The following is a 21,729-nucleotide window of genomic DNA, read 5'->3' on the forward strand; positions in this document are numbered from 1 at the left end:
AATTAGTGCATTGCAACAGGACACGCGTTCTTTTGTTCTGATTCATCGATCATCGTTTCCATAGTTTTTCACCTCTCATGTCCACGCCACGCACCGCCGAAGTCACGCGCAACACCAACGAAACGCAGATCAGCGTTGCCATCAATCTCGACGGCACCGGCCGCCAGATCCTGGATACCGGCGTGCCCTTCCTCGACCACATGCTGGACCAGATCGCGCGTCACGGCCTGATCGACCTCGAAATCCACGCCAAGGGCGACCTGCATATCGACGCCCACCACACGGTGGAAGACGTCGGCATCACGCTCGGCCAGGCATTTGCCAAGGCGATCGGCGACAAGAAGGGCATCCGCCGCTACGGCCATGCCTACGTGCCGCTGGACGAGGCGCTGTCGCGCGTGGTCATCGATTTCTCGGGTCGTCCGGGCTTGGAATTCCATGTGCCGTTCACGCGCTCCATGATCGGCGCCTTCGACGTCGATCTGACCAGCGAGTTTTTTCACGGCTTCGTCAATCATGCGCTCGTCACATTGCACGTGGATAATCTGCGCGGCGTCAATGCGCACCATCAGTGCGAAACCGTGTTCAAGGCATTCGGCCGCGCGCTGCGCATGGCGATCGAACTCGATCCGCGTGCCGCCGGCACCATTCCTTCGACCAAGGGCAGCCTGTAATTCGATGGCGCGTTCCGTTTCAAACATGGAAGTCTGAAGCACCGGTATGAACAAGATCGTGGTAGTCGATTACGGCATGGGCAACCTGCGCTCGGTGGCGCAGGCGCTGCGCAAGGTCGCACCCGAGGCCGACGTGCGCATCTCCGGCGAGGTAGCCGACATCCGCAGCGCCGACCGCCTGGTATTGCCGGGCCAGGGCGCGATTCCCGACTGCATGCGTTCGCTGCAGGAATCGGGGGTCAAGGAAGAAGTGCTGAAGGCGTCGCAGAGCAGGCCGCTGTTCGGCGTGTGCGTCGGCGAGCAGATGATGTTCGACTGGAGCGAGGAAGGCGATACGCCGGGCCTCGGCCTGTTCCCGGGCAAGGTGGTGCGTTTCCGTCTCGACGATCAGGTGCAGGAAGACGGTTCGCGCTTCAAGGTGCCGCAGATGGGCTGGAACCGCGTGCGCCAGACCATGGCCCATCCGCTGTGGGAAGGCATCGCCGACGACAGCTACTTCTATTTCGTGCACAGTTATTACGCGCAGCCGGCCGAGCGCGCGCACGTTGCGGGCGAGACGCTGTACGGCGCGTCCTTCTGCAGCGCGATCGCACGCGATAATATCTTCGCGACGCAGTTCCATCCGGAGAAGAGTGCCGCGACCGGGCTGCAGCTTTACAGGAATTTCGTTCACTGGAAACCGTAGTCGCCATTTTCGCTGCTTTTTACGTCCCTTTTCCGCCTTCACTCACCACTTTCAACAAATCGATCCCATGCTGCTCATACCTGCCATCGATCTCAAGGACGGTCATTGCGTTCGCCTCAAACAGGGCGATATGGAACAGGCGACCGTTTTCTCCGAAGACCCCGCCGACATGGCGCGCCACTGGCTGGCGCAGGGCGCACGGCGCCTGCATCTGGTCGATCTGAACGGCGCCTTTGCTGGCAAGCCGAAGAACGAGACGGCGGTCAAATCCATCCTGCAGGCGGTGCGCGAGTTCGCCGAGGAGAACGGCATCGAGGAAATCCCGGTGCAGCTCGGCGGCGGCATCCGCGACCTCGATACCATCGAGCGCTACCTGGATGACGGCTTGTCCTACATCATCATCGGCACCGCCGCGGTCAAGAACCCGGGCTTCCTGCACGACGCGTGCAGCGCGTTCCCGGGGCAGATCATCGTTGGCCTCGACGCCAAGGACGGCAAGGTCGCGACCGACGGCTGGAGCAAGCTGTCGGGCCACGAGGTGATCGATCTTGCGAAGAAATTCGAGGACTACGGCTGCGAGGCCATCGTCTATACCGACATCGGTCGCGACGGCATGATGGCCGGCGTCAACATCGACGCTACCGTCAAGCTGGCGCAGAGCATGACGATTCCGGTCATCGCCTCGGGCGGCGTGCACACCATCAAGGATGTCGAAGCGCTGTGCGCGGTGCAGGACGAGGGCATCGAAGGCGTGATCTGCGGCCGCTCGATCTACGAAGGCACGCTGGACCTGCGCTCGGCGCAGGACCGCGCCGACGAACTCAGCGGCGAAGAACTCAGCGGCGAAGAACCGGAAGCCGACGCATGACCCTGGCAAAACGCATCATTCCCTGCCTCGACGTGACCGCCGGTCGCGTTGTCAAGGGCGTGAATTTTCTCGAACTGCGCGACGCCGGCGATCCGGTCGAGATCGCGCGCCGCTACGACGAGCAGGGCGCCGACGAGATCACCTTTCTCGACATCACGGCGACCTCCGACGGACGCGACCTGATTCTCGACATCATCGAGTCGGTCGCCTCGCAGGTCTTCATTCCGCTGACGGTCGGCGGCGGCGTGCGCGCGGTTGACGACGTGCGCCGCCTGCTCAACGCGGGCGCCGACAAGGTCGGCATCAACAGTTCGGCGATCAGCAATCCGCAACTGGTGGCAGATGCGGCACGGAAATATGGTTCGCAGTGCATCGTGGTCGCGATCGACGCCAAGAAGGCGAGCGACGGCCGCTGGGAAGTCTTCACGCACGGCGGCCGCAAGGCGACCGGCCTCGATGCGGTCGAGTGGGCAAAGAAAATGGAAGGTCTGGGCGCCGGCGAAATCCTGCTGACCAGCATGGATCGCGACGGCACGCGCTCCGGTTTCGATCTGGAACTGACGCGCGCGGTGTCGGACTCCGTGCAGGTGCCGGTGATCGCTTCGGGCGGCGTCGGCGGTCTGCAGGATCTGTCGGACGGCGTTAAACTCGGCCGCGCCGACGCGGTGCTGGCCGCCAGCATTTTCCATTACGGACAGCATACGGTCCAGGAAGCCAAGCGCTTCATGGCGGAGCAGGGCATACCGATGAGGTTGGCATGAGCAGCAATGCAAAGTGGTTGAACAAGGTGCGCTGGGACGAGCAGGGTCTGGTCCCCGTCATTACGCAGGAAGTCGGCAGCAACGACGTGCTGATGTTCGCGTGGATGAATCGCGAGGCGCTGGCAAAGACCGTCGAAACCGGCGAGGCCGTCTATTGGAGCCGTTCGCGCCGCAAGCTGTGGCACAAGGGCGAGGAATCCGGCCACACGCAGAAGGTGCACGAGATCCGTCTCGACTGTGACGAGGACGTGGTGCTGCTGAAGGTCGAGCAGGTCGGCAACATTGCCTGCCACACCGGACGCCACGCCTGCTTCTTCCAGAAGTTCGAGGGTGACGCCACCAGCGGCGACTGGCAGACCGTGGAGCCGGTGCTGAAGGAACCCGATTCGATCTACAAGTCGTGAATCGACGCTGAAGGACGACCATGAGTGATATTCTGAACCGCGTGGCGGAAGTGATCGAATCGCGCAAGCCCGGCAACGGTGGCGACGCCGATACTTCCTACGTGGCACGCCTGTTCGCAAAGGGCGACGATGCGATCCTGAAGAAGATCGGCGAGGAAGCGACCGAGACCGTGATGGCGGCCAAGGATGCGCGCGTCAGTGGCGATGGCGCCAAGGTGCTGTACGAGTGCGCCGATCTCTGGTTCCATTCGATGGTGCTGCTGGTGCAGTTCAATCTGTCGCCGCAGGACGTGCTCGACGAACTGGCGCGGCGCGAGGGAATTTCGGGTATCGTCGAAAAAGCGGCACGCAAGAGCGATTGACGCACCGGCATCATCGCGCCGGAACATAGCGGGCAAAAAAGAGGAGCGAGAATTTGGATAACTGTATTTTCTGCAAGATTGCCGCCAAGCAGATTCCGTCGAAGACGGTCTATGAAGATGACGACGTCATCGCCTTCCACGACATCAACCCCGCCGCACCCGTACATATCCTGATCGTGCCGAAGAAGCACCTGCCGACGCTGGCCGAATGCGGCCCAGAAGACCAGGCCCTGCTCGGCAAGATGGCGCTGCTGGCGCCCAGGCTGGCGAGCGAACTTGGCGTCGGCTATGCCGATGGCAAGGGCGGCTTCAAGACCGTCTATAACGTCGGTCCCGACGGCGGGCAGGAGGTGTACCATCTGCACATGCATGTGCTCGGCGGACCGCGTCCGTGGGCACGCTCGCTGGTTTGATCTCATCAGGTTTTTCGCATCTATATTCAGGGCTGTGCCCTTCTAGGAGAAAGCAATGGGTTCGTTGAGTATCTGGCACTGGCTGATCGTGTTGCTGGTGATCGTCCTGATCTTCGGCACCAAGAAACTGGGCAACATCGGTTCCGACGTCGGCAAGGCGGTCAAGGGCTTCAAGGATGGCGTGAAGGGCGCGGAAGAAGAAGCCGATGCCAAGCAGCAAACGCCGTCGCAGGTGGCCGACAAGACCACCGTCGATGTCGAGGCACGGGAAAAATCCAAGAACTGAGTCGTGACTGCGCGCGGTCGCGGCCGGGCGCGGACATCGGTTCATTCCTCATGAAATCATGATCGACATCGCCTTCTCCAAACTCGCGATCATCGGGGTGGCCGCGCTGGTCTTCATCGGACCGGAAAAGCTGCCCAAGGTCGCGCGCATGGCCGGCACGCTGCTGGGCCGCGCACAGCGCTACATCAACGACGTCAAGTCGGAGGTGAGCCGCGAGATGGAGCTGGACGAACTGCGCAAGATGCACCGCGACGTGCAGTCGGCCGCCAGCGATGTCGAAAGCACGATCAAGCGCAATTTCTCGCAGGTCGAGGAAGAGGTGCATTCGGTCTGGAACGAGGCGGCTACAGGGATCGACGACAATCCGCTGCGCGAGCCGCCGACGCTGGACCAGGTATCGGACAAGTCGAAGAACTTTCGCCGCAAGAAGCTCGCGCATACCTCGGCGGTGCCGACTTGGTACAAGCGCCGCACCGGCCAGCGCTCGCGCGTGATCTCGGGCGCGGCGCGGGTCGCGAAATACAGCCCGGACGGCAAGGCGCGCACGCCGCGTTCCTTTTTCCAATGAGCGCACGTTCCGCACCGTTGCGTGCATGAAGAATTGACATGACTGGCAACGAAGAATCGTTCATCTCCCATCTGGTCGAACTGCGCAGCCGGCTCATGAAGGCGGCGCTGGCGGTGCTGATCGTGTTCGCCTGCCTGATGCCGTGGGCCGGCGCCATCTACGACTGGTTGGCATGGCCGATGATGCAGGCGCTGCCGCAGGGCAGCAAGATGATCGCCACCGGCGTCATCACGCCGTTCCTGATCCCGGTCAAGGTGACCATGCTGGTGGCCTTCATCATCGCGCTGCCGTGGGTGCTCTACCAGGTCTGGGCCTTCGTCGCGCCCGGCCTCTATGCGCACGAGAAGAAGCTGATCGCGCCGCTCGTGATCTCGTCGTCGGCGCTGTTCATGGCGGGCGTGGCGTTCTGCTACTTCTTCGTGTTCGGCGTGATCTTCCACTTCATCAACAACTTCGCGCCGCAATCGATTTCGGTGGCACCGGATATCGACAGCTATTTCGGCTTCGTGATGACGATGTTCATCGCCTTCGGCTTGACCTTCGAGGTACCGGTGGTGGTGATCGTGCTGGTGCGCATGGGACTGGTGTCGGTGCAGAAGCTCAAGCAGGTACGGCCCTACGTCATCGTCGGCGCCTTCGTGGTGGCAGCGATCGTGACGCCGCCCGACGTCATGAGCCAGCTGATGCTGGCGATTCCGCTGTGCCTGCTTTATGAGGTCGGCCTGATCCTGGCGCCGATCTTCGCGCGTGCCACGCGCGCGCCGGCCGAATCGGAAGAAACGCTCTAGGTTTCTTCAGGCCCGGTTTTCAGAACCGATGCTCAGACCTGGCGCAGCCAGGCGATCAGCGGCCACGCATCGCGGAAGGCGTCGCGCAGCATCTTCTCGAGTACATCCGGGTCTTTCGGCACCGGGATTTCTATCCAGACGATATAACTCTTGAGCTTCAGGAGGTCGGCCTGCGGATGGTCGGCATCGAAGCCCTTGGGCACGCGCACGAGCTTGCCTTCTTCCTGCAGCGTGCCGAAGGTGCGCTTGAGCTTCCTGTCCTTCAATACTGCCGCCAGACCGTCGGGATCGGCGATCACGCGTTCGCGGATCGCGCGCAGGCGGTCGGTCGGTGGCATCCATTCGCCGCCCGCGACCAGCAGTTTTCCCTGTTCGTCGATGTGAAAGTAATACGAAGGACCGCCGCCCTGGCTTGGCTTCTTGAGTCCGCTCGGATTGAGCGCGGCCGAAAAGTGCGTCTTGTACGGAATCTTCTCGCGCGAGAAGCGCAGGTCGCGGTTGATGCGGAACAGCGCCTTCTTCGGATTGCAGCCGGCGATGGCCGGGTCGAAACGTGCAATGTCGGCGATCAGCCGGATCACGAGCTGCAGGAACTCCGCGCGCAGGATGTCGTAGCGCGGCTTGTTCATGACGAACCACGCGCGGTTGTTGTTCTCCGACAGTTCGGACAGATAGGCAGTCAGATCGCGGACGTGCATGGCGGCTTTCTATTCCTCTTCGAAGGTGCGCGATTGCGCGCGCGGGCGCTGGCCGATCACGATGTCCAGCGTGGCCTCCTGGTTGCGGCGCAGGATCACGGCCTTGGTCTTGGTGCCGGGTTTGAGCTGGGCGATGTGGTTGAGCATGTCCGACATGTCGGCGATCGCCTTGCCGTCGATCGACAGCAGAATGTCGCCAGGCTGGATGCCAGCCTTGTCGGCCGGACCGCCCTTGAGCACGCCGGCGATGATGGCGCCATTGGTTTTCTTGAGGCCGAAGCTCTCCGCCAGTTCCGGCGTGATGTCCTGCGGCTCGACGCCGATGTAGCCGCGCACCACCTGGCCGTCGCGGATGATGGCGTCCATCACCGATTTGACGGTAGTGACCGGGATCGCGAAGCCGATGCCGAGCGAGCCGCCGCTGCGCGAATAGATGGCGGTATTGATGCCGAGCAGGTTGCCGTGCACGTCGATCAGCGCACCGCCGGAGTTGCCGGGATTGATCGCGGCATCGGTCTGGATGAAGTTCTCGAAGGCGTCGAGGATGCCGAGATGATTGCGGCCCAGCGCCGAAATGATGCCCATGGTGACGGTCTGGCCGACGCCGAACGGGTTGCCGATCGCCAGCACCACGTCGCCCACGCGCGCTTCCTCGACATGGCCGAGCGTGATCGCCGGCAGGTCTTTCAGGTCGATCTTGATCACGGCGAGATCGGTTTCCGGATCGGAGCCGACCACCTTGCCCTGCGCCTTGCGGCCGTCGGTCAGCGCGACTTCGATCTCGTCGGCGGCTTCCACCACGTGGTTGTTGGTCAGGATGTAGCCTTCGGGGCTGACGATCACGCCCGAACCGAGGCTGACCTGTTTTTCCTGTTCCTCGTCGAAGCGGTCGCCGAAGAACTTGCGGAAGAACGGGTCGTCCATGAACGGGTGCTGCGCGGGCGCGGCATTCTTGCTGGTGAAGATGTTGACCACGGACGGCATCGCAAGGCGCGCGGCTTCGCGGTACGAGCCCTGCGCCGGCGTGGCCTCGGCCGGCGCCTCGAACATCGGCACCGACGCCGAGCGGACCGGATGGGTGCCGCCGAACAGGCTGCCCGCCCATTCGGGCTTGAGGGTCGTTACAATGAAAAGAATCGCCAAACCGATGGTGACGGTTTGTGCAAACAACAGCCAGAGACGTCGCATAAAGGTAGAAATAAGGGCAGGAAATGAGTCAGAAGACGAGTCACAAGACAATGAGCAGAGCATCGCTTGCTGCACATTTGGCAAGCACGCTCGATATTACCCGCTTTCGGGATTTTTGCCCAAACGGCCTGCAGGTCGAGGGGCGCGAGACGATTGGCACCGTCGTCAGCGGCGTGACCGCCAGTCTGGCGCTGCTGGAGGCGGCCATCGAGCACGGCGCGGATGCGATCCTCGTGCATCACGGCTATTTCTGGCGCGGCGAGGATGCGCGCGTGATCGGCCAGAAGCAGCGCAGGCTGAAAATGCTGCTGGCGAACGACGTCAACCTGTTCGCCTATCATTTGCCGCTCGATGCGCATCCGCAGTTGGGCAACAATGCGCAGCTGGCGCGCGTGCTGGGTTTCCGGGCGGAAGGGCGCTTCGGCGAGGACGATCTGGGCTGGACCGGTGCGGTGGAAGACAGTGCCATTCGCACCGTCGGCGATCTGGCGCGGCAGGTGGAAGCGCGCCTGGGACGCGCGCCGCTCGTGATCGGCGATCCGCAGCAGCCGGTCGGCAAGGTCGCCTGGTGCACGGGTGCCGCGCAGAGCTTTCTGGGCGATGCGATCGCGGCCGGCGCGAACGTCTATCTGAGCGGCGAGATATCCGAGCCGACCGTGCATCTGGCGCGCGAGACCGGCGTCGCCTATCTGGCCTGCGGTCATCATGCGACCGAGCGCTACGGCGTGCAGGCGCTGGGCGAGCATGTGGCGGCCACTTTCGGTGTTTCCCATCGTTTCATCGATATCGACAATCCGGTTTGAGATGCCGAGCGCGCAGGCACGCCGGACTGTCCTGACGCCGATCCCTATGGTATAAATTACGCCATAGCAAGATTTCTACCTGTACTCCGCAGCGCAAGAACACATGAATGGAGACAAGACCATGCTGCAAGCGGTAGCTCAAGCACCCGTGACGGTGCTACTCGTGGAGGACGACGCCGTCACGCGGCGCATGTTTTCCCTGGCGGTGCAAGAGGAGCCGTCGTTCCAGTTGCAGGCTGCGCTGGATTCGATGCAGTCGGCACTGGACTGGCTGGAGGGGCAATCGCCCGATATTCTTCTCGTCGATCTGGGCTTGCCGGACGGTTCAGGCATCGAGGTGATCCGCTACTGCGCATGCCACTCTCCGGCCACGCACATCATGGTCATCACCACGTCCAGCGACGAGGATAGTGTGGTCGCCAGCATCGAGGCTGGTGCTTCCGGCTATCTGCTCAAGGATGTCGGTCGCATGGATATCGTGGCGTCCATCCGCGAGCTGCGGGAAGGCGGCTCGCCGATCAGTCCCACCATCGCCCGCAAGCTGCTGGCCAAGATGCGCGATGCGCGTCCGGCGCAGCAGGAGGTCGATGCGCCGCAAGACGACAAGCCGCAGATTGCGCTGACCAAGCGCGAGAGTTCGATTCTCGAATTGATCGCGCGTGGCGATACCTATGTCGAGGTGGCGCGGCAGTTGTCGCTCTCGGTCGGCACCGTGCAGACCCACATCAAGAACATCTATGACAAGCTGTCCGTGCATTCGCGCGGCGAGGCGGTGTACGAAGCCAATCGACGCGGCCTGCTGCAGATGGACAGGCTCAAGTCCCGGTAAAACAAAAAAGGCGGCACGCAGCCGCCTTTTTGCAATAACGCAGCCGATTACTTGTTCTTCAGCGCATCGCGGATTTCACGCAGCAGGACCACGTCTTCGGGCGTCGGTGCAGGTTCTTCCGCAGCAGGCGCCTCGGCACGCTTGGCCTTGTTGATCAGGCGGACCATCTGGAAGATGATGAAGGCCAGAATCAGGAAATTGAGCAGGATGGTGATGAAGTTGCCGTAGGCGAGAACCGCGCCGGCAGCCTGGGCCTCGGCCAGTGGCAGGCCGGTGGCTTGGCCGTTGAGCGGTATGTAGTAACTGCTGAAATCGAGGCCGCCGAAGATCTTGCCGACGAGCGGCATGATGATGTCCTTGACCATCGAATCGACAATCTTGCCGAAGGCTCCGCCAATGATGACAGCGACCGCGAGATCGACCACGTTGCCCTTGACGGCAAACTCCTTGAATTCCTGCATCATGCCCATGGCAATCCCTTTCCGTGTTATTGATGTTTGTACAAAAATTGCAGTAACGGTATCGTAGTTTCGCGTGGCATGAACGTCAATTCGTAATTCCCAAAACAGCGGGAGAATGCTATTTTGCCCATGCGCCGCGAATGACAAAAGGGGTCGGACGCAATACCCATGAATTGACAAGGGATTATCTATTCACTTCTAATACGGAGTTGCTTGGCCAGAAAAGGGTTGCTGGAAGTTTCGTACGATGCATTTTGACTACTGAATTGGAGTTGATATGAGTAACGAAAAGCAGGTTGACCCCGGTCGTCGCGGTTTGCTCGTCGCCACCTGTGCGGCGGGAGGCGTAGCCGGATTGGCGACCACCGGCATGTTTGTCTCGACTTTTCAGCCCTCCGAGCGCGCCAAGGCGGCCGGTGCTCCGGTCGAAGTCGATCTGACTGGCATGGCTCCCGGCGAAATGCGTACCGTCGAATGGCGCGGCAAGCCGGTCTGGATTCTCAGGCGCTCCGAGGACATGGTCGCCTCGCTCAAGAAGACCGACTCCCAGGTCGCGGATCCCAACTCCGAACGCAATCCGGACGAACTCACGCCCGAATACGCACGCAACGAATACCGTTCCATCAAGCCCGACTTTCTCGTCGCGGTGGGCATCTGCACCCATCTCGGCTGTTCTCCCGTCACCCGCTTCGCCACCGGCGCGCAACCGTCGCTGCCGGCCGACTGGCAGGGCGGCTTTCTCTGTCCATGTCATGGCTCGACCTTCGACCTCGCGGGCCGCGTCTACAAGAACAAGCCGGCGCCGGACAACCTCGAAGTGCCGCGCCACATGTATCTGAGCGATTCGCGTCTGGTCATCGGCCAGGATGAGAAAGGGGAGGCCTGATCATGGCGTTCGAGGAGAAACAACTGCCGCCGGATGCGCGGCTGGCTGACCGGGCGCTGGGCTGGATCGACGCGCGCTTTCCGCTGTCTTCCACCTGGAAGGCGCATCTGTCCGAATATTACGCGCCCAAGAACTTCAATTTCCTCTATGTATTCGGCTCGCTGGCGCTGCTGGTGCTGGTGATCCAGATCGTGACGGGCATCTTCCTCGTCATGCATTACAAGCCGGATGCCAACCTCGCGTTCGCCTCGGTCGAATACATCATGCGCGACGTGCCGTGGGGCTGGCTGGTGCGCTACATGCACTCGACCGGCGCTTCGGCCTTCTTCGTGGTGGTTTATATCCACATGCTGCGCGGGCTGCTGTACGGCTCGTACCGCAAGCCGCGCGAACTGGTCTGGCTGTTCGGCGTCGGCATCTTCCTGTGCCTGATGGCCGAGGCCTTCTTCGGCTATCTGCTGCCATGGGGCCAGATGTCATACTGGGGCGCGCAGGTGATCGTCAACCTGTTCGGCGCGATCCCCTTCATCGGTCCCGACCTCTCGCTGTGGATCCGCGGCGACTACGTGGTGTCCGATGCGACGCTGAACCGCTTCTTCGCCTTCCACGTGATCGCGATTCCCCTGGTGCTGATCGGTCTGGTCGTCGCCCATATCGTGGCGCTGCACGAGGTCGGTTCCAGCAACCCGGACGGCGTCGAAATCAAGGAGAAGGTCGATGAAAACGGCGTGCCGCTCGACGGCATCCCCTTCCACCCGTATTATTCGGTGCACGATCTGTTCGTGGTCACGATCTTCCTGGCAGTGTTTTCGGCAGTCGTGTTCTTCGCGCCGGAAATGGGCGGCTACTTCCTCGAGTACAACAACTTCATCCCGGCCGATCCGCTGAAGACGCCGCCGCACATCGCGCCGGTCTGGTACTTCACGCCGTTCTACTCGATCCTGCGTGCCACGACCTCGGAATTCATGATCTGGCTGGCGCTTGGCGTGGCAGCGTATGTGGCGCTGATCATCGTCAAATCGCGGCTGGCACGGGTATTCAAGATTGCCGCGGCCGTGATCGGCCTGGTGGTGATCGCCGCCATGTTCATCTTCGACGCCAAGTTCTGGGGCGTGGTGTTCATGGGCGTGTCGGTCATGATCATGTTCGGCCTGCCGTGGCTCGACCATTCGCCGGTCAAATCGATCCGCTACCGCCCCGGTTGGCACAAATACATCTATCTCGTGTTCGGCATCGCCTTCCTGATCCTCGGCTATCTCGGGGTGCAGGCGCCAACGCCGATCGGCACGCTGGTTTCCCAGATCTGCACCTTCATCTACTTCGGCTTCTTTCTGCTGATGCCGTGGTGGAGCGTGCTGGGAACCTTCAAACAGGTGCCGGACCGTGTCGTTTTCCATCCGCATTGAGCCGGAAAGGACCCAAGAATCATGAGATTGCTGAAAAAAATCATTGCAGCAGTGGTTCTCCTGCCGGGCCTCGCACTGGCGGCCGAAACCGACTTCCCGCTTGACCGGGCGCCTGACCATACGCGCGACCTGGCCGCGCTGCAGAATGGCGCGCGCCTGTTCGTCAACTACTGCCTCAACTGCCACGCGGCCTCGGCCATGCGCTACAACAAGCTGCAGGAACTGGGGCTGACGCCGGAACAGGTCAAGAACAACCTGATGTTTACGGCCGACAAGATCGGCGACATGATGACGATCGCCATGTCGCCCAAGGATGCCAAGGCCTGGTTTGGCGCAACACCCCCCGATTTGTCGGTAATTGCACGCGCCAAGGCCTCAAGTGCGGGTTCCGGGCCCGATTGGTTGTATACTTACCTCCGGACGTATTACAAGGACGATACCCGGGCCACCGGCTGGAACAACATGGCCTTTCCCAACGTAGGCATGCCGCACGCCTTGTGGGAGCTGCAGGGAATCCGGGCTGCCAAGTTTGTCGACGAGAAGGACCCGCATGATCCGGAACGGACCGTGCACAAGTTCGTCGGCTTCGAGCAGATCACACCTGGTACGATGTCCGCGATCGAATTCGACAAATCGGTCGCCGATCTGGTTTCGTTCATGACATGGATGGCCGAGCCCGCGCAGCATACCCGCAAACGTCTCGGCGTCTGGGTCCTGCTGTTCCTCGGTGTCTTCATCGTGATCACCTGGCGCTTGAATGCTTCCTACTGGAAGCACGTCAAGTAGCTTTTGTGCCCGCATAATGCGGGCATTCGTCATCGGGTGAGGCGTTCGCGTCTCGCCTTTTTGTTTCTAAGGAACTGCAAGAAAATGATGGTTCTCTACTCGGGTACGACCTGCCCTTTTTCTCAGCGTTGCCGTCTGGTCCTGTTCGAAAAGGGCATGGACTTCGAAGTGCGTGACGTCGATCTCTTCAACAAGCCCGAAGACATCTCGACCATGAATCCCTACGGCCAGGTACCTATCCTGGTCGAACGCGATCTGGTGCTGTACGAATCCAACATCATCAACGAGTACATCGACGAACGTTTTCCGCATCCGCAACTGATGCCGGCCGACCCGCTGATGCGTGCGCGCGCGCGCCTGATGCTGTTCAATTTCGAGAAGGAACTGTTCATCCACGTGCACACGCTCGAGAACGACAAGGGCCGCAGCGGCGACAAGGCACAGGAAAAGGCACGCAACGAAATCCGCGACCGTCTGACCACGCTGGCGCCGTTGTTCCTGAAGAACAAGTACATGCTCGGCGATGAATTCTCGATGCTCGACGTCGCCATCGCGCCGCTGCTCTGGCGTCTCGACCATTACGGCATCGAACTGTCGAAGACCGCCGCGCCGCTGATGAAATACGCGGAGCGCATCTTCTCGCGTCCTGCCTACATCGAGGCACTGACGCCGTCCGAAAAGGTCATGCGTCGTTAAGACCTGCCCGGCGCGTCCTCCGTCCGCATGACAGGAGGCGCGCCGACGCGTTACACTTCAGGCAAGTCCATGCCTGCATCGCACCATGTCAGAAACCTCCACCAAGCCCTATCTGCTGCGCGCCATTTACGAATGGTGCACCGACAACGGTTACACGCCCTACATGGCGGCCGTGGTCGATGGCGGCACGCGCGTGCCGATGGAATTCGTGAAGAATGGCGAGATCGTCCTCAACATCAGCTTCACCGCCACCAGCGGCCTGAAGATGGAGAACGATCTGATCCGCTTCAGCGCGCGTTTCGGCGGCATTTCACGCGATATCGAAGTGCCGGTCGATAACGTGGTGGCGATCTATGCGCGCGAGAACGGTCAGGGCATGGCGTTCGAAGTCGGTGGCAAGGTACTGGAAGAAGAGGGCGAGGAAGAGGCGGGCGACGCCGATTTCGACGAGCCATCCGCCTCTTCGGCACCGACGCTGGCATCGGTGCCGACCTTGGCGGCGATCGAAAAAAACGATGAGAATGATGGCGGCGACGACGATCCCGCACCGCCCAGAAAAGGCGGACGGCCTGCTCTGAAGCGAGTGAAATAGCGTAGAATACCGCTCTTCAAAAGCGTGGCCGGCTTAGCTCATCAGGTAGAGCACATGATTTGTAATCATGGGGTGGCGGGTTCGAGTCCTGCAGCCGGCACCAGAAAAATCAAAGGCTTATCAGTTTCTGATAAGCCTTTTCCATTTGCAGCGTAGCGCAGGCATGGTCTCGACAATCGATGAGCCATACCTGTGTTGGTGAAACGATCCGCTTTCGTTAAAACTCTTCCCAGCCGTCGTCCGCGGAACCGGAAGTCGGGCGAGTTTCGTCAGCAATTTTCTTCGGCGCTGCTGTCGTTGGTTGCTTGAGCGGCGGTTTCACGGCGGTAGCTGCAAGGTGCGAGACAGGTTTCGCGCTGCTGGCCACGCCATTCACCTTGAATATGCTCACGGCCTGGGCCAGATCGACCGCCTGCTTGCTCAAGGAATCGGCTGCGGCTGCGGCTTCTTCCACCAGTGCGGCGTTTTGTTGCGTAACCTGATCCATCTGAACGATGGCCTGGTTGACCTGTTCGATTCCAGCGCTCTGTTCCTGGCTCGCCGCCATGATCTCGGACATGATGTCGGTCACGCGCCGGATGCTATCGACCACTTCCACCATGGTTTCGCCCGCTTCGGTCACAAGTTTGCTGCCGGTATCGGCTTTGTTGACCGAGTCGTCGATCAATGACTTGATTTCCTTGGCGGCGGCGGCCGAACGCTGCGCGAGATTGCGCACTTCCGATGCGACCACTGCAAATCCACGGCCTTGTTCGCCGGCCCGTGCCGCTTCCACCGCGGCATTCAGCGCGAGAATATTGGTCTGGAAGGCGATGCCATCGATCACGCCGATGATATCGACGATTTTCCTGGAGGACGCGTTGATGTCGCTCATCGTGTCCACTACCCTGGACACGACCGCGCCGCCTTTCTCCGCCACGGTCGATGCGGTGACGGCCAACTGATTCGCCTGTCTGGCATTGTCGGCATTTTGCCTGACGGTAGATGTCAGTTCTTCCATCGACGACGCGGTTTCTTCCAGGGAGCTTGCCTGTTCTTCCGTGCGCGACGACAGATCGAGGTTGCCGGCGGCGATCTGGTTGGATGCGGTTGCAATGGTATCGACGCCTGACCGCACGCGCGTGATGCTCGTGGTCAGGCTGTCGTTCATCTCCTTCAGTGCCTGCAGCAATTGACCGGTTTCATCCTTCGAGTCCACCTTGATCTGGCCCGTCAGGTCTCCCGATGCAACCACGCCTGCCGCATGGACGGCATAGCTCAGGGGGCGGGTGATGCTGCGGGTCAGAATCCAGGCGAGTATCACGCCGAGTGCCAACGCGCTCAAGCCGAGCACGATCAGCAGATTGCGACCGGCTTCATAGATTCTGTCGGCTTCGTTCTTGGAGTTCTGGAAAATAACTTTCTGGAAATCGACCACCGTTTGTACGGATTGCAGGTACGTTGCTGCCGCAGGCGTCACCTTTGTTTCAATGGCGTTGTTCAGATCGGGACTGCCTTCTTCCTTCAGTTTGAAGGTGGCGTCCCGGATCGCGCTATAGGTTTTGCGTTGCTCGGCGACGGCGGCCAGCAACTTCTTGCCTTCTTCACTAAGGATCAAGGGTTCCAGCTGTTTCTGCACCTTGCTGACCTGGGCGCTGACGGCTGCCATTTCTGCTGCCAGATTCTTTTCTTCTTCAGGGCTGGTGGTTCTCAGGCGCGCAAAGGTGCGCACGGTATTGGTTGCGATGCCGCCTATCCATTCCTGTGCCAGACGTTCCTTGAACGTGGCCTCTTCCATGAGCGTCGTGGCCTGCGCCACTTGCTGCAGTCGCCACACGCCCATTACCGTCATGAAGACCATCAGTATCAGCAGTGCGCCAAAGGCGATTCCCAGCCTTGCTCCTATTTTCAAGTTCTTGATTTGCATTACGTCTCCAGCGGCGGAAAAGGTGATGCGCAAAAGCGCGAGGGGCAAACAATCAGGCAATGGCCTTTCTCTCACCCCGCTGTCCGGCATGCCGAATCTTCTGCAACAGCACAAACGAACCATCAAGGGAGAGGCGCAACGAGATCGGCTTGCAGAAAGACAAGCGATTTCATGACTGTGTCGCTTCTTTTTTAACGGTTTCCGACATGCGAATCTTTAGTGCCTGTACGGAACAATGCGATTGATTGGTATCGGGGAAAGTGTGTTGAAGCAGAAGGGAAGAAGGCGGTTCGCGCCGAATCGATAGAGGACGGACAGACCAGGCCGCCATTCATGGCGCTATTGACTTGCAAGTTGCAAGTGAGCCAATCGCAGCTTGATCGGTTTAATCCTGTGATAAGAAATGACTGTTGAGGCGTGTTGTAAGTGGAACTGGCGGGGCCGATTGGTGCGGTCGGTCAGGCAAGGTTGCTGACTCGGCAATGCCTCATCCGCTCGGCTTGGAAGGCTGGTCTGCGGCGATGGGAGTGGGGGCTGCCGGATGGCAGACCTTGAAGAGTGCGAGAAGTCAGGCAGCACAGCCGCGAGGCGCCGGCTTTGCGGTGTTCATGTTCATTCTCTTCCTGCCGGTCAGCGTTGCAGGTACTGCTTCACCTCCTCCGCGGATGCTCCGGTTACGCGCATCGCGCGCAGCAGGTGGTCGGGCGAACAACCGAACTTCGATGCCAGATACTGGCTGTCCCAGTCATGGTGGTTGCTGACTTGCGTGTCTGTCGGTTCGTAGTAGAAATCATCGTGCAGCATGACGGTCTCCTTGATCGTATGCCGCCACTTTGCCATTCCGGTCACATTCCGACTGTGCGCAAACCCACATTCGCGCGACGTTGCCGCGCCATTCCTTGCGGTAGGCCTCTACCTTTTCCGGCGGGCCTGTGCCACACTGGCGCGTTGCGAAAATAACAAACCGTCCATTGTTACCCATTCCGGACCATGCACACCATCAGCACGACCGAACTGTTCCTGATTGCCATGCTGCTGATCTTCAGCGTGCCTTACCTGATCTGGCGAGTGGCGCGCACGGATTACTATGCGCCGCTGGTGGTGGTGCAGATCATCGCCGGCATCTTGCTGGGGCCGGGCGTGCTGGGCGCGGCCTTTCCCGACTATTACGCCTTCGTCTTCACGCCGGCCGTGATCCAGTCGCTCAATGGCGTCGCGTGGTGGGCGGTCATGCTGTTCGTGATGATCGCCGGCGTCGAGCTCGATCTGAAGAAAGCGTGGGAACACCGGCGCGAGAGCAGCATCACGGCCGGACTCGCGCTCGGCAGCCCTTTGCTGTTCGGCTGCGTTGCCGCGGTCGGCATGCTGGCCTTCGACGGCTGGATCGGCCGCGAGGCGCATACCTGGCAATTCATTCTCGGCGTCGGCATGGCCTGCGCCGTGACGGCCTTGCCGATCCTGATCCTGCTGATGGAAAAACTCGACGTGCTGCGCCAGCCGATCGGCCAGCGCATCCTTCGCTACGCGAGCCTGGACGACATTGCGATCTGGGGCGTGCTGGCCATCATCCTGCTCGACTGGACGCGGGTTGGCCGACAGGCTGCGTTTCTCGTCGTGTTTGCGGTGGCGACCTATCTGTTCCGCAAGCTCATGCGCAGCCTGCAGCAGCGCGATCGCTGGTACGTGAGTCTGATCTGGCTGGCGGCCTGCGGGCTGGCGGCCGACTGGGCGGGGCTGCATTACATGGTCGGCGCCTTCCTCGCGGGCGCGGTGATGGATGCCGACTGGTTCGACCAGGAGAAGATGGACATGCTGCGCCACCACGTGCTGATGGTCATCATGCCGGTGTTCTTCCTGAGTACCGGCCTGCGCACCAACTGGGACATGGGCGGCATCGCGGTGTTCGGGGCGGCGGCCGTGCTGCTGGTAGCGTCGGTGTCGGGCAAGCTGGCCGGCATTCACCTGGCCGGCCGCATCCTGAAGTGGGAGAAGGGCGAGGCATCGATCATCGGCTGGCTGCTGCAGACCAAGGCGCTGATCATGATCATCTTCGTCAACATCCTGCTCGACAAGCATATCATCACCAGCGAGACCTTCACGGCCCTGTTGCTGATGGCGGTCGCCAGCACCATGCTGACGGTGCCGATGGTGTATCCGAAGCTGCAGAAGCTGAAGTCGCTGATTTCGCGCTCGAGTTGAGGTGCGATTCGTAAAAAAGCCTGCGCTCCGGATGGATGCGCAGGCTTTTTCATGCGGATTTGGCAATCACGCTGCGGGCGACTTCATCCCCTGCCAACGTGGCGTCAGCGTATGCGGCAGGGAAAACAGGTCGAGCACGCGCCCCAAGGTGTGGTCAACCATCTCGTCGATGGTGGCGGGGCGGTGATAGAAGCCGGGCAGCGGCGGAAAGACGATGCCGCCCATTTCGGTGACGGCCGTCATGTTGCGCAGATGGGCAAGGTTGAACGGCGTCTCGCGCACCATCAGCACCAGCCGGCGGCGCTCCTTGAGCACCACGTCGGCGGCGCGCGCGATCAGGTTGTCGGACAGGCCGTGGGCCACGGCGGCGAGCGTCTTCATCGAACAGGGCGCGACGATCATGCCGTCGGACTGGAAGGACCCGCTGGCGATCGCGGCGCCGACGTCGCGCACGTTATAGACGACATCGGCCAGCGCTTCGACTTCCTTGCGGCCGAGATCGAGTTCCTGGTGCAGGTTCAGCACGCCGGCTTCGGAAACCAGCAGGTGGGTTTCCACCAGCGGCATCTCGCGCAGCACTTGCAGCAGCCGCACGCCGAAGACCACGCCGGTCGCGCCGGTGATGGCGACGATCAGGCGTGTCGGGCGGGCGGCTGCGGTCACGTCAGCCTTTCAGCAGCGTCTGCAGTTCGCCCGATTCGAACATCTCGGTCATGATGTCCGAACCGCCGATGAACTCGCCCTTGACGTAGAGCTGCGGCACGGTCGGCCAGTTCGAGTAGTCCTTGATGCCCTGGCGCACTTCGGCGTCGTCCAGCACGTTGATGGTGACCAGGTCCTTCACGCCGCTTTCCTTCAGGATGTGAATCGCCCTGCCGGAGAAACCGCATTGCGGGAATTGCGCGGTGCCTTTCATGAACAGCACGACCGGATGTTCGGTCACGGTCTGCTTGATCCAGTTTTGTACGTCGTCGCTCATTTGATACCTCGTGTAGGGTTGGATTACGGCGGGTCATTGCGTCGAGTGATTCCGTCGAATGATTGCCGCCATTATAGGAAAAACCGTGGCGTCCTGCCGGCCGGCATCGGCCGCCGGGTCACCCTTTCAATTTTGCAAAGGCAGCCGCCATCGCGCCCGCCGGTTCCGGCTGGCGTGCGTTCTGATGCTGCTGCAGGCGGCGGTTGTCGTTGCGGTCGCTGCGTTGTTCGGGACGGCTGCCGGGCGTCGGCGCGCTGTCGGACAGGCGCATGGTCAGCGCGATGCGCTTGCGCTTCTCGTCCACCTCCAGCACCTTGACCTTGACCACCTGGCCCGCCTTGACCACCGTGTGCGGGTCCTTGACGAAGGTGTTGGACAGCGCCGAGATATGCACCAGACCATCCTGATGCACACCGATATCGACAAACGCGCCAAACGCCGCGACGTTGGTGACCACGCCTTCGAGGATCATGTCCGGACGCAGATCGCGGATTTCCTCCACGCCTTCCTTGAAGGTCGCGGTGGTGAATTCCGGACGCGGATCGCGGCCCGGCTTTTCCAGTTCCTTCAGGATGTCGGTCACGGTCGGCACGCCGAACTTCTCGTCCGCGTACTTGGCCGGGTTGAGCGACTTCAGCAGCTTGCTGTCGCCGACCACGTTCTTCACGTCGCGGCTGATGTCGGCCAGGATCTTCTCGACCACCGGATACGATTCCGGGTGCACGGCCGAGGCATCGAGCGGATTGTCGCCATTCATCACGCGCAGGAAGCCGGCCGCCTGCTCGAAGGTCTTGTCGCCCAGGCGCGGCACCGCCAGCAGGTCGGCGCGCGAGCCGAACATGCCCTTCATGTCGCGATAACTGACGATGCTCTGCGCCACGCTGTTGTTGAGGCCGGACACGCGCGCCAGCAGCGGTGCGGACGCGGTGTTTACATCGACGCCGACTGCGTTCACGCAATCCTCGACCACCGCATCCAGCGAACGCGCCAGTTGCGACTGGCCAACGTCGTGCTGGTACTGGCCAACGCCGATCGACTTGGGATCGATCTTCACCAGTTCCGCCAGCGGGTCCTGCAGGCGACGTGCGATCGAGACCGCGCCGCGCAGCGAGACATCCAGCTCCGGCAGTTCGCGCGAAGCGAATTCCGATGCCGAATAGACCGAGGCGCCGGCTTCGGACACCACGATCTTGGTCAGCTTGAGTTCCGGCCGCAGCTTGATCAGGTCCTGCGCCAGCTTGTCGGTCTCGCGCGAGGCGGTGCCGTTGCCGATGGAAATCAGCGCCACCTTGTGCTTCTCGGCCAGTTGCGCGAGCGTATGCAGCGCACCGTCCCAGTCGTTGCGCGGCTGGTGCGGGTAAATGGTCGCGGTATCGACCACCTTGCCGGTCGCGTCAACCACCGCGACCTTGACGCCGGTGCGCAGGCCCGGATCGAGGCCCATCGTCGCACGCGGGCCGGCTGGCGCCGCCAGCAGCAGGTCCTTCAGGTTGCGCGCGAAGACGTTGATCGCCTCGACCTCGGCCTTCTCGCGAAGCGCCGTCATCAGTTCGGTTTCCAGGTGCATGAAAATCTTCACGCGCCACGCCCAGCGCACGGTATCGGCCAGCCACTTGTCGGCCGGTCGGCCCTGGTTGCTGACGCCGAAGCGCGCGGCGATGCGGCCTTCGCACGGGTTGTGCGGCGCATCCCACTTGGGTTTTTCTTCCTCGGTATCCAGCCGCAGGTTGACGTTGAGCATTTCCTCGCGGCGGCCGCGGAACAGCGCCAGCGCGCGGTGCGAAGGAATGGTCGAGAGCGTTTCCGAATAATCGAAGTAATCGGCGAACTTGGCGCCGGCGTCCTGCTTGCCGTCCGCCACTTTCGATTCGACGATGCCGTGCTCGTTCAGATATTCGCGCAGTGCCTGCAGCAGCGTCGCATCCTCGGCGAAGCGTTCCATCAGGATCTGGCGCGCGCCGTCGAGCGCGGCCTTGGTGTCCGGCACGCCCGGATTGTCGGTGCCGTCGATCTGGAAGGCGGGTTTGATGAATCTTGCCGCTTCTTCCTCGGGATTGAGCGTGGGGTCGGCCAGCAGCGCGTCGGCCAGCTCGGTCAGGCCGGCTTCGGCCGCGATCTGCGCCTTGGTACGGCGCTTGGGCTTGTAGGGCAGGTACAGGTCTTCGAGGCGCGTCTTGTCCTCGGCGTGGCTGACGGCGTCCAGCAGTTCGGGCGTCATCTTGTTCTGTTCGGTGATGGAGGCGATGATCGCCGCGCGCCGGTCTTCCAGTTCGCGCAGGTAGCGCAGGCGCTCTTCGAGCAGGCGCAGTTGCGTATCGTCGAGGCCGCCGGTGACTTCCTTGCGGTAACGGGCGATGAAGGGCACGGTGGCGCCCTCATCCAGCAGGGCGACGGCAGCGGCGACCTGCGCGGGTTTGGCGGCCAGTTCGACCGCCAGGCGTTGTTCGATGGAAGGCAACATGAGGAATCTTGAAATGTAAAACGGATGAAG

The 21,729-nt window shown here is 61.4% G+C and carries 26 protein-coding genes and 1 tRNA gene; 19 read left to right on the forward strand and 8 right to left on the reverse strand.

Annotated elements, in window-relative coordinates; translation table 11 throughout:
* The first annotated feature begins 77 nt into the window (after positions 1–77).
* The 10 genes from hisB to tatC all read left to right on the forward strand — a co-directional run bounded on the left by hisB (position 78) and on the right by tatC (position 5,809).
* On the forward strand, positions 78–674 hold the full coding sequence (gene hisB, locus IEV38_RS07100) for an imidazoleglycerol-phosphate dehydratase HisB (RefSeq protein WP_188395508.1): 597 nt from the start codon (positions 78–80) through the stop codon (positions 672–674).
* Between the two features lie 46 nt (positions 675–720).
* Positions 721–1,359 carry an imidazole glycerol phosphate synthase subunit HisH gene (gene hisH, locus IEV38_RS07105; protein ID WP_188395509.1) on the forward strand — a complete coding sequence of 213 codons (639 nt, stop codon included), beginning with the start codon at positions 721–723 and terminating at the stop codon, positions 1,357–1,359.
* A gap of 67 nt (positions 1,360–1,426) precedes the next feature.
* Positions 1,427–2,227: a 1-(5-phosphoribosyl)-5-[(5-phosphoribosylamino)methylideneamino]imidazole-4-carboxamide isomerase gene (gene hisA / locus IEV38_RS07110; protein WP_188395510.1), complete on the forward strand. Its 801-nt coding sequence runs from the start codon at positions 1,427–1,429 to the stop codon at positions 2,225–2,227.
* The gene (gene hisF, locus IEV38_RS07115) at positions 2,224–2,988 is read left to right on the forward strand and encodes an imidazole glycerol phosphate synthase subunit HisF (protein WP_188395511.1); all 765 of its coding nucleotides are present in this window, start codon (positions 2,224–2,226) and stop codon (positions 2,986–2,988) included. The genes hisA and hisF overlap by 4 nt, the downstream gene beginning before the upstream one ends.
* Positions 2,985–3,392, forward strand: coding sequence for a phosphoribosyl-AMP cyclohydrolase (hisI, locus tag IEV38_RS07120; RefSeq protein ID WP_188395512.1), 408 nt, complete (start codon positions 2,985–2,987; stop codon positions 3,390–3,392). The genes hisF and hisI overlap by 4 nt, the downstream gene beginning before the upstream one ends.
* Positions 3,393–3,412: 20 nt before the next feature.
* A complete protein-coding gene (locus tag IEV38_RS07125; protein WP_188395513.1) occupies positions 3,413–3,754 on the forward strand; it encodes a phosphoribosyl-ATP diphosphatase in 342 nt (113 codons plus the stop codon).
* Positions 3,755–3,807: 53 nt separating this feature from the next.
* The gene (locus IEV38_RS07130; RefSeq protein ID WP_188395514.1) at positions 3,808–4,167 is read left to right on the forward strand and encodes a histidine triad nucleotide-binding protein; all 360 of its coding nucleotides are present in this window, start codon (positions 3,808–3,810) and stop codon (positions 4,165–4,167) included.
* A gap of 55 nt (positions 4,168–4,222) precedes the next feature.
* A complete protein-coding gene (gene tatA, locus IEV38_RS07135) occupies positions 4,223–4,453 on the forward strand; it encodes a Sec-independent protein translocase subunit TatA (protein ID WP_188395515.1) in 231 nt (76 codons plus the stop codon).
* A 58-nt stretch (positions 4,454–4,511) separates the two neighbouring features.
* Positions 4,512–5,021 carry a Sec-independent protein translocase protein TatB gene (gene tatB / locus IEV38_RS07140; RefSeq protein WP_188395516.1) on the forward strand — a complete coding sequence of 170 codons (510 nt, stop codon included), beginning with the start codon at positions 4,512–4,514 and terminating at the stop codon, positions 5,019–5,021.
* Positions 5,022–5,059: 38 nt separating this feature from the next.
* On the forward strand, positions 5,060–5,809 hold the full coding sequence (tatC, locus tag IEV38_RS07145) for a twin-arginine translocase subunit TatC (RefSeq protein ID WP_188395517.1): 750 nt from the start codon (positions 5,060–5,062) through the stop codon (positions 5,807–5,809).
* A gap of 32 nt (positions 5,810–5,841) precedes the next feature.
* Here the strand turns inward: tatC and IEV38_RS07150 are convergent, their stop codons facing one another.
* Together IEV38_RS07150 and IEV38_RS07155 are read right to left on the reverse strand one after the other, a co-directional pair.
* Complete coding sequence (locus tag IEV38_RS07150; RefSeq protein ID WP_188395518.1) at positions 5,842–6,507, reverse strand: DUF2461 domain-containing protein; 666 nt, start codon at positions 6,505–6,507, stop codon at positions 5,842–5,844.
* 9 nt (positions 6,508–6,516) lie between these two features.
* Positions 6,517–7,695: a Do family serine endopeptidase gene (locus tag IEV38_RS07155; RefSeq protein ID WP_188395519.1), complete on the reverse strand. Its 1,179-nt coding sequence runs from the start codon at positions 7,693–7,695 to the stop codon at positions 6,517–6,519.
* A 50-nt stretch (positions 7,696–7,745) separates the two neighbouring features.
* Here IEV38_RS07155 and IEV38_RS07160 point away from each other — a divergent pair, with 50 nt between their 5' ends.
* Positions 7,746–8,498 carry a Nif3-like dinuclear metal center hexameric protein gene (locus tag IEV38_RS07160; protein WP_229728922.1) on the forward strand — a complete coding sequence of 251 codons (753 nt, stop codon included), beginning with the start codon at positions 7,746–7,748 and terminating at the stop codon, positions 8,496–8,498.
* Between the two features lie 121 nt (positions 8,499–8,619).
* The gene (locus IEV38_RS07165; protein ID WP_229728923.1) at positions 8,620–9,327 is read left to right on the forward strand and encodes a response regulator; all 708 of its coding nucleotides are present in this window, start codon (positions 8,620–8,622) and stop codon (positions 9,325–9,327) included.
* 47 nt (positions 9,328–9,374) lie between these two features.
* Here IEV38_RS07165 and mscL read toward each other — a convergent pair whose 3' ends face one another.
* Positions 9,375–9,797 carry a large conductance mechanosensitive channel protein MscL gene (gene mscL / locus IEV38_RS07170; protein ID WP_308633571.1) on the reverse strand — a complete coding sequence of 141 codons (423 nt, stop codon included), beginning with the start codon at positions 9,795–9,797 and terminating at the stop codon, positions 9,375–9,377.
* A 268-nt stretch (positions 9,798–10,065) separates the two neighbouring features.
* On the opposite strand from mscL, the gene petA reads away from it, so the two are divergent.
* The 6 genes from petA (at position 10,066) to IEV38_RS07200 (ending at position 14,257) form a co-directional block, all read left to right on the forward strand.
* A complete protein-coding gene (gene petA, locus IEV38_RS07175) occupies positions 10,066–10,674 on the forward strand; it encodes a ubiquinol-cytochrome c reductase iron-sulfur subunit (protein WP_188395522.1) in 609 nt (202 codons plus the stop codon).
* Positions 10,674–12,080, forward strand: a complete 1,407-nt coding sequence (locus IEV38_RS07180) for a cytochrome b (RefSeq protein WP_188396083.1) — start codon at positions 10,674–10,676, stop codon at positions 12,078–12,080. Before petA ends, IEV38_RS07180 begins: the two co-directional genes overlap by 1 nt.
* Positions 12,081–12,101: 21 nt before the next feature.
* Positions 12,102–12,866 carry a cytochrome c1 gene (locus IEV38_RS07185; protein ID WP_188395523.1) on the forward strand — a complete coding sequence of 255 codons (765 nt, stop codon included), beginning with the start codon at positions 12,102–12,104 and terminating at the stop codon, positions 12,864–12,866.
* A gap of 84 nt (positions 12,867–12,950) precedes the next feature.
* The gene (locus tag IEV38_RS07190; protein WP_188395524.1) at positions 12,951–13,562 is read left to right on the forward strand and encodes a glutathione S-transferase N-terminal domain-containing protein; all 612 of its coding nucleotides are present in this window, start codon (positions 12,951–12,953) and stop codon (positions 13,560–13,562) included.
* Between the two features lie 85 nt (positions 13,563–13,647).
* Positions 13,648–14,154, forward strand: coding sequence for a ClpXP protease specificity-enhancing factor (locus IEV38_RS07195; protein WP_188395525.1), 507 nt, complete (start codon positions 13,648–13,650; stop codon positions 14,152–14,154).
* A gap of 27 nt (positions 14,155–14,181) precedes the next feature.
* Positions 14,182–14,257, forward strand: a tRNA-Thr gene (locus IEV38_RS07200).
* Between the two features lie 114 nt (positions 14,258–14,371).
* Here the strand turns inward: IEV38_RS07200 and IEV38_RS07205 are convergent.
* Together IEV38_RS07205 and IEV38_RS07210 are read right to left on the reverse strand one after the other, a co-directional pair.
* Positions 14,372–16,060, reverse strand: a complete 1,689-nt coding sequence (locus tag IEV38_RS07205) for a methyl-accepting chemotaxis protein (RefSeq protein WP_188395526.1) — start codon at positions 16,058–16,060, stop codon at positions 14,372–14,374.
* A 630-nt stretch (positions 16,061–16,690) separates the two neighbouring features.
* A complete protein-coding gene (locus tag IEV38_RS07210; RefSeq protein WP_188395527.1) occupies positions 16,691–16,864 on the reverse strand; it encodes a DUF3606 domain-containing protein in 174 nt (57 codons plus the stop codon).
* A 186-nt stretch (positions 16,865–17,050) separates the two neighbouring features.
* Here IEV38_RS07210 and IEV38_RS07215 point away from each other — a divergent pair, with 186 nt between their 5' ends.
* Positions 17,051–18,259 (forward strand): cation:proton antiporter, encoded by a 1,209-nt coding sequence (locus IEV38_RS07215; RefSeq protein ID WP_188395528.1) that lies wholly within the window; start codon positions 17,051–17,053, stop codon positions 18,257–18,259.
* Between the two features lie 66 nt (positions 18,260–18,325).
* On the opposite strand, the gene IEV38_RS07220 is transcribed toward IEV38_RS07215, so the two are convergent.
* The 3 genes from IEV38_RS07220 to IEV38_RS07230 all read right to left on the reverse strand — a co-directional run bounded on the left by IEV38_RS07220 (position 18,326) and on the right by IEV38_RS07230 (position 21,699).
* Positions 18,326–18,922: a UbiX family flavin prenyltransferase gene (locus IEV38_RS07220; RefSeq protein ID WP_188395529.1), complete on the reverse strand. Its 597-nt coding sequence runs from the start codon at positions 18,920–18,922 to the stop codon at positions 18,326–18,328.
* A gap of 1 nt (position 18,923) precedes the next feature.
* Positions 18,924–19,238, reverse strand: a complete 315-nt coding sequence (gene grxD, locus IEV38_RS07225) for a Grx4 family monothiol glutaredoxin (protein ID WP_188395530.1) — start codon at positions 19,236–19,238, stop codon at positions 18,924–18,926.
* Positions 19,239–19,356: 118 nt separating this feature from the next.
* Positions 19,357–21,699 (reverse strand): Tex family protein, encoded by a 2,343-nt coding sequence (locus tag IEV38_RS07230; RefSeq protein ID WP_188395531.1) that lies wholly within the window; start codon positions 21,697–21,699, stop codon positions 19,357–19,359.
* Between the last annotated feature and the right edge of the window lie 30 nt (positions 21,700–21,729).

Source organism: Oxalicibacterium flavum, from assembly GCF_014635065.1.
Taxonomy (GTDB): domain Bacteria; phylum Pseudomonadota; class Gammaproteobacteria; order Burkholderiales; family Burkholderiaceae_D; genus Oxalicibacterium; species Oxalicibacterium flavum.

What these genes read in the sequence shown, in the direction of transcription:
- IEV38_RS07185 (WP_188395523.1), top strand. Translation starts at nt 12,102, where the DNA reads ATGAGATTGCTGAAAAAAATCATTGCAGCAGTGGTTCTCCTGCCGGGC.
- petA (WP_188395522.1), top strand. Translation starts at nt 10,066, where the DNA reads ATGAGTAACGAAAAGCAGGTTGACCCCGGTCGTCGCGGTTTGCTCGTC.
- IEV38_RS07160 (WP_229728922.1), top strand. Translation starts at nt 7,746, where the DNA reads ATGAGCAGAGCATCGCTTGCTGCACATTTGGCAAGCACGCTCGATATT.
- tatB (WP_188395516.1), top strand. Translation starts at nt 4,512, where the DNA reads ATGATCGACATCGCCTTCTCCAAACTCGCGATCATCGGGGTGGCCGCG.
- IEV38_RS07215 (WP_188395528.1), top strand. Translation starts at nt 17,051, where the DNA reads ATGCACACCATCAGCACGACCGAACTGTTCCTGATTGCCATGCTGCTG.
- IEV38_RS07165 (WP_229728923.1), top strand. Translation starts at nt 8,620, where the DNA reads ATGCTGCAAGCGGTAGCTCAAGCACCCGTGACGGTGCTACTCGTGGAG.
- IEV38_RS07210 (WP_188395527.1), bottom strand. Translation starts at nt 16,864, where the DNA reads ATGCTGCACGATGATTTCTACTACGAACCGACAGACACGCAAGTCAGC.
- hisI (WP_188395512.1), top strand. Translation starts at nt 2,985, where the DNA reads ATGAGCAGCAATGCAAAGTGGTTGAACAAGGTGCGCTGGGACGAGCAG.
- tatA (WP_188395515.1), top strand. Translation starts at nt 4,223, where the DNA reads ATGGGTTCGTTGAGTATCTGGCACTGGCTGATCGTGTTGCTGGTGATC.
- tatC (WP_188395517.1), top strand. Translation starts at nt 5,060, where the DNA reads ATGACTGGCAACGAAGAATCGTTCATCTCCCATCTGGTCGAACTGCGC.
- hisA (WP_188395510.1), top strand. Translation starts at nt 1,427, where the DNA reads ATGCTGCTCATACCTGCCATCGATCTCAAGGACGGTCATTGCGTTCGC.
- IEV38_RS07125 (WP_188395513.1), top strand. Translation starts at nt 3,413, where the DNA reads ATGAGTGATATTCTGAACCGCGTGGCGGAAGTGATCGAATCGCGCAAG.
- IEV38_RS07205 (WP_188395526.1), bottom strand. Translation starts at nt 16,060, where the DNA reads ATGCAAATCAAGAACTTGAAAATAGGAGCAAGGCTGGGAATCGCCTTT.
- IEV38_RS07230 (WP_188395531.1), bottom strand. Translation starts at nt 21,699, where the DNA reads ATGTTGCCTTCCATCGAACAACGCCTGGCGGTCGAACTGGCCGCCAAA.
- IEV38_RS07155 (WP_188395519.1), bottom strand. Translation starts at nt 7,695, where the DNA reads ATGCGACGTCTCTGGCTGTTGTTTGCACAAACCGTCACCATCGGTTTG.
- IEV38_RS07195 (WP_188395525.1), top strand. Translation starts at nt 13,648, where the DNA reads ATGTCAGAAACCTCCACCAAGCCCTATCTGCTGCGCGCCATTTACGAA.
- hisF (WP_188395511.1), top strand. Translation starts at nt 2,224, where the DNA reads ATGACCCTGGCAAAACGCATCATTCCCTGCCTCGACGTGACCGCCGGT.
- hisH (WP_188395509.1), top strand. Translation starts at nt 721, where the DNA reads ATGAACAAGATCGTGGTAGTCGATTACGGCATGGGCAACCTGCGCTCG.
- IEV38_RS07150 (WP_188395518.1), bottom strand. Translation starts at nt 6,507, where the DNA reads ATGCACGTCCGCGATCTGACTGCCTATCTGTCCGAACTGTCGGAGAAC.
- grxD (WP_188395530.1), bottom strand. Translation starts at nt 19,238, where the DNA reads ATGAGCGACGACGTACAAAACTGGATCAAGCAGACCGTGACCGAACAT.
- hisB (WP_188395508.1), top strand. Translation starts at nt 78, where the DNA reads ATGTCCACGCCACGCACCGCCGAAGTCACGCGCAACACCAACGAAACG.
- IEV38_RS07190 (WP_188395524.1), top strand. Translation starts at nt 12,951, where the DNA reads ATGATGGTTCTCTACTCGGGTACGACCTGCCCTTTTTCTCAGCGTTGC.
- mscL (WP_308633571.1), bottom strand. Translation starts at nt 9,797, where the DNA reads ATGGGCATGATGCAGGAATTCAAGGAGTTTGCCGTCAAGGGCAACGTG.